Below are 16,342 nucleotides of genomic sequence, written 5' to 3'. Positions count from 1 at the left end.
TATTTACGGTGTTTTTCCTGCCTGTTATCCTAAAAATATTAAGACACGCAGCCATAGTGCTCGGGAAGGTGGTTCAATGGGTATGGAGAGTTGCAAAGCATCAGCAGCAGCTGATAATCTTTTGGCGACAACGGATTTCTGGCTCGGGGCAAGGGATAGTATTCCGATCATAATCGGGGTAGTCCCCTTTGGCATAACCTGCGGCGTAATGGGGTTGGCCGCAGGGCTGACGCCGGTGGAAACAGTGTTGATGTCTCTCTTGGTTTTTGCCGGTGCAGCCCAATTTATCAGTATTTCGATGATTGCGGCCGGAGTCACCGGCTGGTGGTTGATTGTGTGCACCACCTTGCTTGTCAATCTCCGGCATCTGTTAATGGGGGCGTCACTTGCGCCGCATCTGATGCGGCTGCCGGCGTTAAAGCAAATGCTGCTTACTTTCGGTATGGCGGATGAAACTTATGCGATTACAATCAACCGCATTACTCAGAACGGATACAGTGCCAGTTTTCAACTCGGCTCCAACACCGCCGCATACCTGACATGGGCCGGTTCAACCATAGCCGGGGTGCTAATGGGCGGGTATATTCCCGACCCATTGGCATGGGGTCTGGACTTTGCCATGCCGGCTACTTTTTTGGCTATGCTCATCCCCCGGCTGGCAGATAGAAACAGCTTTGTTGTTTGCGGTGTGGCATCACTCACTGCCGTTCTGGGAGCCTTGTACCTGCCGGGTAAATGGTATATCATCGTCGCTTGTTTTGCCGCCAGTATTACCGGAGGTCTTATCGATAGAAGGCAGGAGGAGATTAACTAGATGGTCAGAAGTGAAATGTTGCTGATTATCACCGGTATGGCAATTGTTACATTTTGGACCCGGTACGGGGCGGTGGCGTTGTTTAGGAAGACAGGCATCCCGGCCTGGTTTGCACGATGGCTGAAGCATGTACCCACAGCCATACTGACAGCTTTAATTGTTCCTTCCCTGCTTCTTCCCGCCGGTAAATTTGACTTGTCCTTAAACAATCATTATTTGCTGGCCGGAGCTGTGGCGGCAATTATTGCTTTCAAATACCGTAACGCGATGCTGACCATGGCACTAGGTCTGGCGGTTATGCTGTCACTTCGCTGGTTATCCGTCCGCTAGGCAGGGGTTAGTGTCTGTAACCAAAGAGTTGTTAAAAGCATACTATATTACACGACAACTCTTGGGAGGTGTGAAAAAATGCCTGTTACGGAAGAAGACCGTAAACATCTACACCATCATCACAATCAGGACGATTGTATGATTCATGTCCATACCTATTTGACCGAGGCTGATGTGGCGGACGACCATCAACACATAATTACGGGGGTTAGTGGTCCGGCTAAGCAAAAAAATAGGTCCCACGTTCACTGCATCCATGGCCGTACTTCCTTCATCAGTGAAGACTGTGAAGGCCATTGGCATGCCTTTGACATCATAACAGGGCCGGCTGTTGAGTTATGTGATGATACTCATGTACATTATTTCGCCGGCGACACTAGTATTTGTGATGATCACTGTCATACTTTTTCCGGCTGTACCGGTTTAGGTCCTAGTCTGGCTGAAGAGGAATGCGACGAGGAAGATGTAGAGGAATGCGTTGAGGATATTGAGGAAGCAGTAGAAGAATGTGAAGAAAAAGCATGCCATAAGCCTTATTATAAACACCACATGCCGAAATACAAGTACGGCAAGCGCCCTGGAGAAAAGGAGTAAAAACAATAGAATAGTTGGCCGCCGGGATATCCCGGCGGCTTTTGCTTTGGTTGAAGCTTGTCCTAATATCCGGATGTCAATTCTTTAAGGCGGCAGATAAAACATATATATAATTCAGTAAATTTATTTTTTTTGTGGTAAAATATGTGGTAGAATCCGTGCCCGGATCAATAAGGAGCGTAATATGCAAGCTTGAATAGCTTGATCATAGGAGGATATTTGTATGGAATTATGGTATACAGAGTTTCAAACGAAAAATCTGGGTTTGACTACCCGGATTAAAGAGACTCTATTCGCCGGAAAGTCAAAGTTTCAGGAAGTAGCGGTCGTAGAATCCCTGGAATTCGGACGCATGCTTGTATTGGACGGAGTATTCCAGACTTCGGTTTTTGATGAATTTATTTACCATGAAATGATTGCCCATGTTCCCCTGTTCAGTCATCCGAATCCCAGGAAAGTTTTGATCATCGGCGGTGGCGACGGCGGTACCGTCCGGGAGGTCGTAAAACACCAATCTATTGAGAAGGCTGAGATGGTGGAGATCGATGGCATGGTCGTGGATGTATGCAAAAAGTATTTGCCCGAGATAAGTATTGCTTTAAACGGAAACCATCCTAAACTTGAACTTAAGATCGGCGACGGCATTAAGCATATGCAGCAAGCGGAAAATCTTTATGATGTTATCATTGTTGACTGCTCTGATCCCATCGGGCCAGGCGAAGGACTGTTCACTCGCGCTTTTTATAAAGACGTATATAAAGCTCTTAAACCGGACGGTTTATTCGTTCAGCAGACTGAATCTCCCTTTTACCATCAGGAACTGGTCAAAAGACTACACCAAGATATTTCTTCCTTATTCCCAATTATCCGCCTGTACTTAGCCTCGATTCCGCTTTATCCCGGCGGTCTTCATTGCTTTACCATCGGTTCTAAGCAGTATGATCCGACAGAAGCCGATGTCAGCCGGATTCCCGCGACATTTGGCACCCGTTATCACAATGTAAATATTCAGAAAAGCTGTTTCGCTTTGCCTAATTTTGTGCAGGAACTTATAAAATAGTATTACAACAAGTATGGAAAACTCAGCCGGAAGGCTGGGTCTTTCACTGATCGGCAACTTTTAGAAAAGCGTCGATAATTTGAGCATCAAACTGGTTACCGGCACAGCGGCGAATTTCAGCGATTGCATATTGGTACGAAAGAGCCTGGCGATAAGGACGGTCGGAAGTCATAGCCTGGAAAGCATCGGCAACAGCGATAATGCGGGCGCCAAGGGGGATATTTTCGCCGAGTATACCGCCAGGATATCCTTTGCCATCCCAGCGGGAATGGTGGTGCTTGATTATATGGGCGATTTCCTCCATGTTTGGTATGGTACTGATAATTTTTGCTCCTATGGTCGGGTGCTGGCGCATGGTGTCCCATTCTTCATCGCTCAGACTGCCATTTTTATTAAGAATATGGTCGGGTATGCCGATCTTTCCGATGTCATGCAGCAAGGCGGCGAACTTTATCTTGAACTGCTCTTGCTGGGATAACCCAAGCTCGGCAGCTACTTTGGTTGCGATTTCCGCTACTTCAACTGAATGGGAGTGGGTATAGCCGTCTTTGGATTCTAGTGCCATAACCAGCGCCCGAATGGTGGACAGGAACATATTTTCTTGTTCGGTTTGTACCTTGGCTAAAGTAGCTCGCATATCTTCAAAAGAATGAGCCAAACGTCCCACCTCATTTTTCCCGAAATCACCTGCCAGCGGTTTGTGGAGCTGACCTCGTGTAATTCGTTTAATTTGTTCATCCATAAGTAATATGGGATGAGTAATCCGGCGGGAGAGGAGATATACAATCAAAATAGTACCAATCAACGCAATTGCTGTGCCCCATGTATTCTTATCTATGATTTGAGTGGCTGTGGCCATAGCGGTTGTTTTATTATCTACTGTAATTACCGCCCAGTTTTCGGAATTACCGGGAAGGTAAACAGCCGTGTAAGCGCAGATCATGTCATTGCCGCTTAAATCTTGATATTCTGCTGTTCCCGATTCTCCTTGTAGGGCCAAGCTAACAACCTCATGCAATTTTTCCGGTACCGATATGGGGTATTCCTGAGTAATGTGATTATTGTATCGGTCGCGCAGGGGGATACCATTGGCGTCTTTTTGTTGAATGGTCCGCGTCAGTGTTTGATAATTGTATAACTCGGCAACCTGGTTTTTATCGGGGTGAGCGACAACCGTTCCCTGGCCGTCAAGGATATAAGTGTAACTGCCTTTGCCTATGGTAAGCTGTTCCACCAGATCCTGAATGGAATCCAATTTCAAGTCGGCTCCCAAAATCCCAATGAGACCATCAAGGGAATATACAGGCATAAAAATAGATGTAACGGCAGTGTTGTCTGTTGTTGTATAATATGATTTACTGACAAAAGGGGTTTGCAGACTCATAAATTTTTTATACCACCAGCGACCGGAGCGGTCACTGCCGGGAACACCCAGACTGTTGGCCGTCTGCCACCCATGAATATCTTGTACAAATAATAGATCGAACTGGGGATGGCGGGATGCAGCTTGACGTAATATCATTTCCTGGTTCGCAGGATTAAATGAAGAGATATCAGTATTAGCGGACAATTCTTCGGCGACTGCATAAGACTTATCGATTAAGCTGCGTATATTCCGGGCGACTGATAACGTGAATACAAGACTGTCCTCACGCATTTTGGTTCCAACATCGCGGGAGATGATATAATAGTTGAAAATGCTGCAGGTAATTAGAGGGATTATTACCATTAAGACAGTGACGATAAATAGTTCGGTTCTGATTGATTTTAGCAACAGTCTCAGCCCCTCATTCGATTGCCGCGAATATCAATTTTTGTCAGTTATTAACAGATTGCAATCTATTTTGGAATATAATGTTGATAATAGTGATTTCAAAGCGGCTAACGCTAAATCCTTTATTTTTAAAATGAATTAAACGGAACTTTACAATAATTTTACAAAAAAGAAGAGACCCGGGGGATTCACCCATGGGTCTCTTCTGTACTAAAATTATAGTCTCTGCTTATAAATTGAATTTACACCAAGTTTTCGGGATTTAAGCCCTCAAGCGCGGGAATGATGAAGCGTCCGTCTTTGCGGATTAAGCGATCGTCAAACCAGATTTCGCCGCCGCCGTATTCAGGGTTCTGGATGCACACCAGGTCCCAATGGATGGCTGATTTGTTGCCGTTAAAAGCTACGTCATAGGCGTTGCCGGGGGTAAAATGAAAACTGCCTTTGATTTTTTCATCAAACAAAGTATCTTTCATCGGTGTATCGATGTGAGGATTGACTCCCAAAGCAAATTCACCAATGAAACGGGCGCCTTTGTCCGTATCCAATACTTTGTTGATTTTTTCCGTATCGTTGGCCGATGCGTTCATGATTTTTCCGTTTTTAAATTCAAGACGAATATTATCGTAGGTGAAGCCCTGGTAGATTGCCGGAGTGTTGTAGGTGAGAAATCCGTTTACGGAATTTTTCACCGGGGCGGTATAGACTTCGCCGTCGGGAATATTTCTTAGTCCGGAGCATTTTATTGCCGGTATGTCTTTTATGGAGAAGTTTATATCTGTGCCGGGTCCTATGATATGCACTTTGTCGGTATGTTCCATCAGATCAATTAAGGGGTCCATGGCTTTGGCCATTTTCGCGTAATCCAGGTTGCAGACATTGAAATAGAAGTCCTCAAAGGCTTCGGTACTCATATTGGCCAGTTGGGCCATGGACGGATTGGGATAGCGCATAACGCACCATTTGGTGTTTGGAACCCGTATATCCGTATGTACCGGTTTCATCCAATACTGTGAATATTTTTGCAGCTGATCGGAAGGTACATCCGCCAACTCGCTCACATTGTGACTGGCGCGAACACCAATGTAGGCATTCATCTCTTTCATCCGGGCTGCTTCCCAAGAAGCAATGGAGCTTAATTGCTTTTGGGTGGCATTGCGAATTAATGCCCGCTGCAACTGGTTGTTTTTCAGTTCAAGAAAAGGCACGCCGCCAACAGCATAAACCTCGTCGACCAAAGCCTTGGCCAGAGGATAAGCATCGTCAAAGACTTCAATCAGAATCTTTTCTCCGGGTTGTAACGCGATAGAATAATGAATCAAATTATTGGCTAAGGTTTTGATTCTAGGGTCCACGGATCACGCCTCCTAAAAATGGGATATATATTATTATAGTATATAGTTTATTTGACGTTGGCATGATTTATCCTTGCATATCCCACTTATTAACAGAAAAAAATGAATATATCCTCTTGCATTTTTATTTTCACTGTTATATAATTTGTTATGTCGCTAGACACTCCTTGATAGCTCAATGGTAGAGCACTCGGCTGTTAACCGAGTTGTTGTAGGTTCGAGTCCTACTCAAGGAGCCAAGCCGGCCCGTTGGTCAAGCGGTTAAGACACCGCCCTTTCACGGCGGTATCAGGGGTTCGAATCCCCTACGGGTCACCATTTTCGATATTCGAGGTTCGATGCACGATGTTCGAAAGGGCAGAAGTAACGAGCCTGGATAAATAGTTTTCGGCTAGGTGTGACGAAAGTCAAACGTCAGAGGTCGAAAACCGAAACGGGCGATTAGCTCAGCTGGGAGAGCGCCTGCCTTACAAGCAGGATGTCGGCAGTTCGATCCTGTCATCGCCCACCATAAGCGCAGTAAGCCTTATAGGAAATTCCTATAGGCTTTTTTTGTTTAGAAAAACCGGTGGGTATTGTATTTGCTTTGAGCAGGAACTTTATGGTTTTTTGGCGAAATATGCTTATATCCATATTAATATTAATCATATTAATGAAAGCAATAAGGGTGCCGAGATCGTTAGGGAGTTATCCAGGGGTTACAGTATGATTCGCAATCAACAGGGACAGATTAAAATACAGAGTGAGCGGGAAAGGGAAGCCCATATAGCGTTGTGAAGGCGAGGCAGGTCTAATGAATGAACGAAAAGTTATAATTAAAATCGGCGGCATGACTTGTGCCGCTTGCTCGGCCCGCATCGAGCGCGGGCTGAAAAAAATGCCCGGAATTATTACGGTGGCAGTGAACCTTATTATGGAGCAGGCCAACATTGCCTATGATGCGGACACGGTCGATGTGGATCAGATAATTGCCAAAATCAGCGACATCGGTTATACCGCTAGTGAACTTAATGACCATAACCCGCAAGAAAAACGAGCTTTTTCCAACGACCAGGAGAAGGCTGCACAGGAAACGGATATGTCCCAGCAAAAACGGTGGTTTTTGTTATCGGTGGCGTTATCTTTGCCGCTGGCCTTGAATATGCTGCTGGAGATATTCATGGGACATGGTATGGTTCCCATACTAGGGAATAAGTATCTCCAATGGATTTTAGCCACGCCTGTTCAATTTGGCGCCGGCTGGCAGTTTTACCGCGATGCTTACCATGCCGTAAAAAATCTGGGGGCTAATATGAGCGTGCTTGTGGCTCTCGGGACAAGTGCGGCTTACTTTTATAGCATCATGAATGTCTTTTTGCCCCATGGCATGGTGTATTTCGAAACCTCGGCTATCCTCATTACCTTGATTCTTTTGGGAAAGCTCCTGGAAGCGAGAGCCAAGGGCCAGACCTCGGCGGCCATAAAAAAACTTATAAATTTGCAGGCTAAAACAGCGCGGGTTGTCCAAGACGGCCAAGAAATAGACGTTCCTGTTGAATCCGTTGCCGTGAGCCAGATTGTGGTTGTCCGCCCAGGCGAGCGAATCCCGGTGGACGGGGAAGTACTGGAGGGGAACTCTACTATTGATGAGTCCATGCTTACCGGCGAAAGCCTGCCGGTAGACAAAAACCCCGGCGATGCGGTAACCGGCGGGACGGTAAACAAGTTCGGCAGTTTCCGGTTAAAAGCTACGAAGGTTGGACGTGATACCGCCCTGGCTCAGATTATTCGGGTAGTGGAAGAAGCTCAGGGTTCAAAAGCCCCCATTCAACGGATTGCGGATGTGATTTCAGCTTACTTTGTGCCGGTGGTCGTAGTAATTGCCGCAATTACATTCTTGGTCTGGTATATTTGGCTTGATGCCGGCAACATAACCAGGGCGCTTATTAATTTTACCGCCGTACTTGTCATTGCCTGCCCTTGCGCATTGGGACTGGCGACGCCGACGGCCATTATGGTAGGAACCGGCAAAGGCGCGGAATACGGAATATTATTTCGCGGTGGCGAACATTTGGAAAACGCCCACCGGATGACGGCTGTTGTCCTGGACAAAACCGGAACCATCACCAAGGGCCGGCCGGAAGTCACAGATATTGTTCCGCTGGTCGAAATGGAGCCGAATTTAATTCTCCAATATGCCGCCAGCGTGGAGCAGGCCTCAGAGCATCCGCTGGGTCAGGCTGTTGTCATGAAGGCGCAAGACCGGGGACTAAGTCTTTGGGCAGTGCAGAATTTTGCCGCTGTCGCCGGGTTTGGTGTGACAGCAGACGCCAACGGCCAGAAGGTGATGGCCGGTACCCGCAGACTGGCTGAACGGGAGCATGTGGTCTTGGCTCCCAATGTTACGGCAACAATGGAGACCCTTGAGTCTCAAGGCAAAACTGCCATGCTGGCGGCGGTGGACGGCAATTTGGTCGGAATTATCGCCGTTGCCGATACCGTAAAACCTGAATCGAAAGAGGCCATTGCCCGCTTAAAAACTATGGGGATAGCAGTCTGGATGATTACCGGGGATAATTGCCGTACAGCCCTGGCTATCGCCGGCCAGGTGGGTATCGAGGATGATCGTGTGCTGGCGGAAGTGTTGCCGGAACAGAAGGCGGAAGAGATAATCCGGCTCAAAGATAAAGGATTTGTTGTCGGCATGGTTGGTGACGGTATTAATGACGCCCCCGCCCTGGCTGCAGCCGATGTGGGCCTGGCCATCGGCACCGGGACAGATGTGGCCATGGAGGCTGCTTCGGTTACCTTAATGCGGGGCGACCTCAGAGGTATTGTCTCAGCCATCAGCTTAAGCCGCGCCACCATGCGCAACATAAGACAAAATTTATTCTGGGCGTTAATATATAATATTATTGGTATACCGGTGGCGGCCAGCGGATTACTTTCGCCGATAATCGCCGGAACGGCCATGGCTTTTAGCTCGGTTTCCGTGGTAACAAACGCCTTGCGGCTGCGACGATTTAAGCCGGAAGAATAAAAGGCAGGCTAGAGCGCGGCTATTTAAGTGAATTCAACCGGACAGCAAGCGTGAAGTTTGCCGCAACCATAATTTGGTGAGGGTGGTTCAAAATGTTCAGATGCTAGGCACGACGAGGACGTGAGCGGAACAGTACAGAGAAGTACGTGGAGTGAGCGCCCGCAGGAGCAACGACGCAGATGGGCGTTTTGAAACAGCCTCTTTTTAGCGGAGTGTGAGTGGTGGAGTGGATACCAAAGAACGACGGGAACAACTGCTTCAGCTTTTAAAGCAATCCCAAGTGCCTTTGACCGGCACGGCATTGGCGAATAAACTAGGTGTGAGCAGACAGGTGATTGTAGGCGATATAGCAATTTTGCGGGCAGCCGGGGTAAATGTGTATGCCACCCCTCTGGGGTATGTAATACCTGTCCTGCAATCAACCGCGGTCACTACCCATTTTGCCTGCCGTCACGGCCGGGACAGGATGGGGGAAGAACTGGCCATTATCATTGATAATGGCGGAAAAGTATTGAATGTTATTGTAGATCACCCGGTTTACGGTGAAATAAAGGCAAGCCTTATGCTTTCTTCCCGCCGGGAACTTGCCGATTTTTTACGTGATAGCGCCAACAGCGGAGCAGAACCGCTGTCTGTTATTACCGGCGGGGTTCACCTTCATATGGTGGAAGCATCTTCAGAGGTCATACTGCAGAAAATTGAACAGGAGCTTAGGACTGCCGGGATATTGGTGGAATGACTGGGTTCTTTCCTTTCGCCCAAAACTAAGAAAAGTGGTTGTTCTTGTCGGGAAGGCAGTGTATAATAAATCTAACTGACAAGACAAGTGTAAAGAACATGTGGCGCGAAGGGCGGGGAAGAGGAATGGAATTAGTTCAACGCTTGGAAACTTTGCCTGTGGGCAGGTTTCATTACAAACTGCTGCTAGTGACTGGGCTGGGCTGGATGTTTGATGCCATGGATACCGGCATCATCGCGTTTATCCTGCCCGTGCTGGCCCAGGAGTGGAACCTGACGACCGCTCAAATGGGGCTGATAGGCAGTATGGGACTCCTGGGCATGGCTGTCGGAGCGGTTTTAGCCGGAACAGCGGCGGACAAGTTTGGCCGTAAGACAGTTTTTGCCGTTACGCTGCTGATTTATAGTGTGGCTACCGGTCTGTGCGGACTGGCCTGGAATTACCAGTCGCTTTTAGTATTTCGTTTTCTGGTCGGGTTTGGCCTAGGCGGTGAATTACCTGTGGCCGCGACGCTAATGGCCGAGTACTCGCCACCTGCCAGGCGTGGCCGGTTCGTTGTGCTTTTGGAAAGCTTCTGGGGGTTGGGCTGGCTGGCGGCAGCTCTTATTTCTTACCTGATTATTCCCTATTACGGGTGGCAAATGGCATTTTTTATCGGTGCAGTGCCGGCACTGTATGTGTTTTTCATTCGTTTGGCGGTACCTGAATCGGTACGGTATTTATTGGACAAAGGTCAGGCCCGGGAAGCAGAAGCCATCATCGCCAAGCTGGAGCAAGAAGCCGGTGTAACAGAAGTTAATCGCCCTGTTTATTCTCTCAATTCTTCGGCGGCTGCCTCGTTTAGTTTTAATGAACTGTGGGCGCCCCGGTTTATGAAACGCACTATCGTGCTGTGGCTGGTGTGGTTTGGCATTGTATATTCATATTACGGCATATTTACCTGGCTGCCGTCTTTAATGGTCAAGCAGGGTTATACAATTCTGAAAACCTTTGAATATGTACTCATTATTACCTTGGCTCAACTTCCGGGGTATTTCAGCGCTGCGTATTTTGTGGACAGGATCGGACGTAAGGCCACTCTTGCCTTTTATTTGGCGCTGAGTGCCGTGAGCGCTTATTTCTTTGGCCAAGGCGGCGATCCGGCTATTGTTCTCCTATGGGGCAGCTTAATGTCGTTCTTCAATTTAGGCGCCTGGGGTGTCATTTACACCTATACGCCGGAGTTGTATCCCACCAGGATCCGGGCTCTCGGTTCAGGCTGGGCGGCAGCGGTAGGAAGATTCGGAGGAATTTTGGCACCCACCGTGGTCGGTTATATGATTAGCGGCAGTGACGGCTTTATAAAAGTATTTTCCATGTTTACCGGCGTTCTATTGGCCATTGCCGCCATCGTATGGCTGCTGGGCGAGGAAACCAAGGGACGAACTCTTGACGAGATCAGCAGTTGAAGCGGACGGTAATGTTTGCTATCAATGGTAGAGGGTGATATAATTATGTCAAGGTGCTGAGCCTAGTACTCTGCGTCACCTAAATACATGGATAATCTTGCAGTCTTTTTTCGTCCTGCTTCGTTGTCGTCTCCTTACATATGTCCGATATGCGCGGCTCCTCCGCCTCGCAGGACAAAAAAATCCTTGCAACCTTATCTAATGATTTAAGTGACGCAGAGTACTAGTGGTTTGTAAACTCTAAAACTATAGAATTAGGGTTTACAGTCCACTAGCGTACAATTTGGAAGGAGACCGGCTATGTTTTCGTTACATGTGATTATCGGCCTGCTTGCAGCCTTTTGGGTTTATACTGATGCGCGAAAGTTAGGACAAGAGTTGGGTACTGCAATACTATGGGCAATCGGTGTTGCAGGTGCGATATATATTTTTTTGCCGCTGTACCTTATTTTTGGTCGCAAGCCGAGCCTGAAACCCCGTCGCGTGGACCGGGATCGGGAAATCATTGACGTTGAAGCCATACCTGTGGACGAAACAATCAACTGTCCCATGTGCGGCGGCAAAGTAAAAGATGACTTTAAAGTCTGTCCGTATTGCGGTCACACCTTACAGCCTAAATGTCCGTCCTGTGGCCGGGAACTTAACCGGGAATGGCGAACCTGCCCTCATTGCCAAACACCGACAGAGGCAAAGTGACCTAGACGTTCTATTTCCTGAAATTTCATATATTTTCTTAATAAAAAATATTAGACATGAGCCAATTGTTATGTTATAATTTTTTTTGTGGCTGAAGAAAGTAATTCATAGCCATATGCGCCCGTAGCTCAGGGGATAGAGCGCCGGCCTCCGGAGCCGGGTGCGTAGGTTCGATTCCTACCGGGCGCACCATAGAGAAATTTGAGACTTCTAGCGATTTTTGCTGGAAGTCTTTTTTCCAAAATGAGCCCCTGGAACCTCGTCGTGATTCCACCACAGTACAAGCCGACCTGGCTGGATTGGTAAAAGTGTTAACCGCATCCTGCGGCGCAATAGCCGGCATTTAATTAGATCAAATATTTTAAAATATGATGTCATATAGACGACATATATCTGCTTTGTTTTTTGATAAAATTTTTAATAATATTAATATAAGAAAGCTACAAGCTTCTTGTGATTTAGTGATATTTAATCCCTCTTTTTTTCGGAATGAATTTACAATAAATAATAACGGATTTTAGCTGACTAATATTGACTTAGAGGCTAGGCATTACCGATTTTGGTAAATGTCTAGCCTTGTTTTTATTATACTTTTTATACTTTGGCTTAAAAAGATTTGCAGCGAAAGAGCATTTTTGAAAATAGTGATCTATATTTCCGGCAGCATTTCTCTTTTGGGAATGGACTTTTCAAAAAAACAACTAAATAGAGGAGGATATAGTTTGAAAACATTTATTAAAGAAGAACGGTTGATTAATCAATTGATGGTAAGCAAGTGTAGAGTATTAAGTACAGATAACCTAATAAATATTGCAAATCTTATCGCTCTGCCAATTACTATTTTGGGACTATGGGAAATGGTCACCGAACTGCAACTATTTTCTCCTGCTATTTTACCGTCGCCGAAACAGGTTATTATCACCTTTGAGGAACTGATTCTGAGCGGTGAATTACAGAGCGATTTGGCAATTAGTCTGTCCAGGGTATTAAAGGGCTACGGTGCTGCCGTCATTCTGGGCGTTGGATTTGGAATTTTTATGGGAATATACACTAGGGTCAATCGCTTTTTTATGCTGGTTTTTGATGCTGTGCGACAAATACCGCCTTTGGCATGGATTCCACTTATTATTCTTTGGTTCGGAATCGGTGAGACCTCGAAAGTTGTTATCATTTTTAAAGCCGCTTTTTTCCCTGTTCTCGTAAACACTATTAGTGGCATTCAAAATGTTTCCGGTAATTATCTGGAAGTGGCCCGGATTTGCAGAACCAATAAGATCGACTTATTAAGGAAAGTATATTTTCCTGCTTCCTTGGCATCGATTTTTGTAGGCTTGAGGCTTGGTCTTGGTGCGGCATGGATGACAATGGTTGCCGCAGAATTGATTGCCGCCAGTTCAGGAATCGGTTATCGAATTAATGACGGTCGGGAGTTGTCTCAACCGGACATGGTTGTTGTAGGTATGATTGTTATTGGCGTTGTTGGCGTTATTATGGATATGGCATTAAAGATACTCGCCAAAAGGCTTTTGTCTTGGCGCGGATAAATGTTATAGGGGGGAGAAAATGGACGGTTCAAAGTTGTATGACCTGCAGATCAATAATTTGTCGAAAACATTTTTTCTTAACCAGAACCCGGTTGAAGTTTTAAAAAACATTCAACTTGATGTTGTAAGCGGTGAATTTCTGAGTATTGTCGGGGCAAGTGGTTGCGGGAAAAGCACTCTTTTACGCTTAATAGTAGGATTGGATGAAAACTATACTGGTTCTTTAACCATAAGCGATAATAATGATAATACCCCGAAAAAGGTTAGTTTGATTTTTCAGGAGCACCGCTTGTTTCCGTGGTTTACAGTGACAGAAAATGTTGCTTTTGGCTTAGGCAGCAATTACAAGGGCAATAAGGATAAAATTGTCAAAGAGCATATTGAGTTGGTTGGTTTGGGTGAGTTCACCCATTGCTACCCGCGGCAACTTTCCGGTGGCATGCGGCAGAGAATTGCTATTGCCAGGGCTTTGGTGAGTAAGCCGGATATTTTGTTGCTTGATGAACCGTTTGGGGCGCTGGATGCTATGACCAGGATCAGAATGCAGCAGGAATTGCTAGGCATCTGGAAACGCGGTCAAACTACAATGATTATCGTAACTCATGATATTGATGAGGCGGTGTATCTTGGTGACCGGGTTGCAGTCATGGATAGTTCGCCGGGAAGTTTTAAAAAAATTGTCGATGTCACTTTGTCTCGGCCGAGGGATCGTAATAGCTATGATTTTGCCAGCATAAAAAAGGAAATTTATCGGGAATTTTTTAACGAAGAAGAAATGCCTTATGATTTTACAATCTAGCAGACTAGCAAATCCCCCAGTCCTCATACCGATGTAGGATGCCAGATTTAATGCCGTAAAAATAGTGTCAGCTTATAAGTAGCAGTTAATATTTTTAAGGGTCAGACTGATGCTGATCCTTTTTCTATAACTTAATAAAATATTAACGTAATCTAAATTAGGAGGCTACTTTGAATACTTTTACTCCATTACCGAGTGATACATTAAAAAATTGGTCGCCTGATGAGGTGGCAATATTTAAAAAACTGGCGCGGCCGATGCAAGTAGGCACAGGAAGAGTAATTTTTCGGGAAGAGGACTGCTCGGAATATATATATTTAATTGAAACCGGGCATGTTAAACTTTCTCAAAATACTGAGTTTGGTAATACGGTTACAGTAGCTGTTGGTCGTTCCGGTGAAGTAGTGGGAGTGGCAGGAGTTTTAACAGGTGAACAGCGAGCCGTGTTTATTGAGACTTTAGAGCCTTGTATGCTCTGGAAAATGAACAAACAGACTTTTGTGGACATGCTTCACCAATATCCGTCATTGGCTGTTCATATTGCTGCTGAACTTGGTAAACGTTTGCGCCGGGCCCATCAAACCATTATGAATATTACATCTTATACGGTGGAGCGCCGGTTAGCCTTGCTATTGCTGGAACTCGCCACAACCGCAACTCCTAATGATAACCGGGCCAGAATTACCTTTACTTTAACTCACCAGGAAATGGCTGACATGATCGGCGCTTGTCGTCAAACGGTGACAATTGCTTTAGGTCAATTTAAAAAAGAAGGCCTCATCAAAGTAGGGAAACATATTGAAATTATCGATGCTGCCAAATTAAAAGACAGATAACAATATTTTTTAGGATTGTCATCTGGATGACATATATGCACTTTAACAGTTGATAAACTGATGTTAATAGCCAAGAATTCAGACTATAAGCCAAAGCTGATTTTGAAGGCCGGTCTATCAAGAAAATAATAAGAACGTTAGCTGACTAGTAAAACTAGAGGCTGGACACTGCTTATGATACGTGTCTGGCCTTTTTGCTTTCATACTATCGGCGTAAAGGGGGGGAAAATGGTTCCTATCTATACCTGAATTTCTAACAATCATAATTCAAAAAGCTATTATGATGATGGCGAGGAGGATGTAAATGAAAAAATATTTATTTACTGCAGCCGGGATTTTATTGACAGTGTCAATGTTATTGGCCGGCTGCTCGCAAGAGGTCAAAAAAGAAGCGCTTACTACCGTAAAAATTGGTTATGTCGATTCCGGTAAAAGCTTTCCCACCGAATTGTTGGCGATTGCCGTTGAAAAAGGATATATTGACGAGGAGTTTAAAAAGCTGGGGCTAAAACCGGAATTTATTCCCTTTGTCGGGGCGGGACCGGCTATTAATGAAGGGCTTGGCAGTAAAAATCTCGATATCGGTGTATATGGTGACACTCCGGCAATATTGGCCAAGGGAGCAGGCATGGAGACCACTTTATTGGGTACCGGTAATACGGGACAGGATGCGGCAATTCTTGTTCCGGTTGACTCGCCAATAACTTCTGTCCAAGATCTGAAAGGGAAGAAAGTGGCGACTATGAAAGGAGCGTATATGCATAGGACCTTGGTAGAGGCGCTTAAGGCCAACAACTTGTCGGTTAAAGATATTGAATTTTTTCATATGACTGCTCCCGAAGCTGAAACAGCATTGATTTCCCAAAAAGTCGAGGCTATAGTATCACCGAATACATCTGTGGCTAAGCTGGTTGTTAATAAGCAGGCCAAAGTAGTAATTAACTGCAAGGATCATCCGGAATGGAAAGGACAAAATTTCTTAATAGCCAGAACAGAGTTTGCCAAGAACAATCCCAATGCTGTAGTCGCTTTTCTTAAGGGACTAATCAGAGCGAAGCAATACGTAACTGAAAATCCGGAAGATGCAAAGCTGATTTGGACAAAAGCCGGATATACCAAAGAACAGATTGATTATATGTATCCGGAAAATAAATTTTATTTTGAACTGGTGTTGAGTGACAAAACTATTCAGAATATCAAGTATACCAAAGATTTTCTATTAGAAAACAATATTCTGAAAGGTAATTTTGATGTCGACAAATGGATCGATAAAAACTATTACGAAAAAGCACTAGGAAATAAATGATCATGAATTTTAATAATGAGAGGAGATA

15 protein-coding genes and 4 tRNA genes are annotated in these 16,342 nt (G+C 45.5%); 17 read left to right on the top strand and 2 right to left on the bottom strand.

Annotated elements, in window-relative coordinates; translation table 11 throughout:
* The first annotated feature begins 82 nt into the window (after positions 1-82).
* The 4 genes from MAMMFC1_RS03380 to speE all read left to right on the top strand — a co-directional run bounded on the left by MAMMFC1_RS03380 (position 83) and on the right by speE (position 2,798).
* A complete protein-coding gene (locus MAMMFC1_RS03380) occupies positions 83-814 on the top strand; it encodes an AzlC family ABC transporter permease (protein ID WP_126306472.1) in 732 nt (243 codons plus the stop codon).
* A complete protein-coding gene (locus tag MAMMFC1_RS03375; protein WP_126306470.1) occupies positions 815-1,144 on the top strand; it encodes an AzlD domain-containing protein in 330 nt (109 codons plus the stop codon).
* Positions 1,145-1,222: 78 nt separating this feature from the next.
* Positions 1,223-1,738 carry a YmaF family protein gene (locus MAMMFC1_RS03370; RefSeq protein WP_126306468.1) on the top strand — a complete coding sequence of 172 codons (516 nt, stop codon included), beginning with the start codon at positions 1,223-1,225 and terminating at the stop codon, positions 1,736-1,738.
* A 223-nt stretch (positions 1,739-1,961) separates the two neighbouring features.
* Positions 1,962-2,798: a polyamine aminopropyltransferase gene (speE, locus tag MAMMFC1_RS03365; protein WP_126306466.1), complete on the top strand. Its 837-nt coding sequence runs from the start codon at positions 1,962-1,964 to the stop codon at positions 2,796-2,798.
* 43 nt (positions 2,799-2,841) lie between these two features.
* Here speE and MAMMFC1_RS03360 read toward each other — a convergent pair whose 3' ends face one another.
* Positions 2,842-4,572, bottom strand: coding sequence for an HD domain-containing phosphohydrolase (locus MAMMFC1_RS03360; protein WP_126306464.1), 1,731 nt, complete (start codon positions 4,570-4,572; stop codon positions 2,842-2,844).
* Between the two features lie 242 nt (positions 4,573-4,814).
* Positions 4,815-5,927, bottom strand: coding sequence for an aminopeptidase (locus MAMMFC1_RS03355; protein WP_126306462.1), 1,113 nt, complete (start codon positions 5,925-5,927; stop codon positions 4,815-4,817).
* Between the two features lie 164 nt (positions 5,928-6,091).
* Between MAMMFC1_RS03355 and MAMMFC1_RS03350 the strand changes: the two genes are divergently transcribed.
* The 13 genes from MAMMFC1_RS03350 to MAMMFC1_RS03295 all read left to right on the top strand — a co-directional run bounded on the left by MAMMFC1_RS03350 (position 6,092) and on the right by MAMMFC1_RS03295 (position 16,314).
* Positions 6,092-6,166 (top strand) — tRNA-Asn (locus tag MAMMFC1_RS03350).
* A gap of 4 nt (positions 6,167-6,170) precedes the next feature.
* A tRNA-Glu gene (locus MAMMFC1_RS03345) sits at positions 6,171-6,245 on the top strand.
* A gap of 117 nt (positions 6,246-6,362) precedes the next feature.
* A tRNA-Val gene (locus MAMMFC1_RS03340) sits at positions 6,363-6,438 on the top strand.
* A 41-nt stretch (positions 6,439-6,479) separates the two neighbouring features.
* Positions 6,480-6,704, top strand: a complete 225-nt coding sequence (locus MAMMFC1_RS21095; RefSeq protein WP_145987604.1) for a hypothetical protein — start codon at positions 6,480-6,482, stop codon at positions 6,702-6,704.
* A gap of 16 nt (positions 6,705-6,720) precedes the next feature.
* Positions 6,721-8,946, top strand: a complete 2,226-nt coding sequence (locus MAMMFC1_RS03335; protein WP_126306460.1) for a heavy metal translocating P-type ATPase — start codon at positions 6,721-6,723, stop codon at positions 8,944-8,946.
* Between the two features lie 214 nt (positions 8,947-9,160).
* Positions 9,161-9,685 (top strand): transcription repressor NadR, encoded by a 525-nt coding sequence (locus MAMMFC1_RS03330; protein WP_232035638.1) that lies wholly within the window; start codon positions 9,161-9,163, stop codon positions 9,683-9,685.
* A gap of 125 nt (positions 9,686-9,810) precedes the next feature.
* Positions 9,811-11,133, top strand: a complete 1,323-nt coding sequence (locus MAMMFC1_RS03325; RefSeq protein ID WP_126306456.1) for an MFS transporter — start codon at positions 9,811-9,813, stop codon at positions 11,131-11,133.
* A 300-nt stretch (positions 11,134-11,433) separates the two neighbouring features.
* Positions 11,434-11,829: a zinc ribbon domain-containing protein gene (locus MAMMFC1_RS03320; RefSeq protein ID WP_126306454.1), complete on the top strand. Its 396-nt coding sequence runs from the start codon at positions 11,434-11,436 to the stop codon at positions 11,827-11,829.
* Positions 11,830-11,946: 117 nt separating this feature from the next.
* A tRNA-Arg gene (locus MAMMFC1_RS03315) sits at positions 11,947-12,021 on the top strand.
* Positions 12,022-12,395: 374 nt separating this feature from the next.
* Entirely contained in the window at positions 12,396-13,373 is a 978-nt protein-coding gene (locus MAMMFC1_RS03310; RefSeq protein ID WP_197723902.1) for an ABC transporter permease, read from the top strand.
* Positions 13,374-13,392: 19 nt separating this feature from the next.
* Complete coding sequence (locus MAMMFC1_RS03305) at positions 13,393-14,172, top strand: ABC transporter ATP-binding protein (RefSeq protein ID WP_126306453.1); 780 nt, start codon at positions 13,393-13,395, stop codon at positions 14,170-14,172.
* Positions 14,173-14,342: 170 nt separating this feature from the next.
* Positions 14,343-15,008: a Crp/Fnr family transcriptional regulator gene (locus MAMMFC1_RS03300; RefSeq protein WP_126306452.1), complete on the top strand. Its 666-nt coding sequence runs from the start codon at positions 14,343-14,345 to the stop codon at positions 15,006-15,008.
* 304 nt (positions 15,009-15,312) lie between these two features.
* Positions 15,313-16,314 (top strand): aliphatic sulfonate ABC transporter substrate-binding protein, encoded by a 1,002-nt coding sequence (locus MAMMFC1_RS03295; protein WP_126306451.1) that lies wholly within the window; start codon positions 15,313-15,315, stop codon positions 16,312-16,314.
* Positions 16,315-16,342: the final 28 nt, after the last annotated feature.

The sequence above is a fragment of the Methylomusa anaerophila genome (genome assembly GCF_003966895.1).
GTDB classification, from domain to species: Bacteria; Bacillota; Negativicutes; order Sporomusales; family Sporomusaceae; genus Methylomusa; species Methylomusa anaerophila.
The sequence above is the reverse complement of the archived record's forward strand: the minus strand, read 5'-3'. Positions and strand labels throughout refer to the sequence as shown.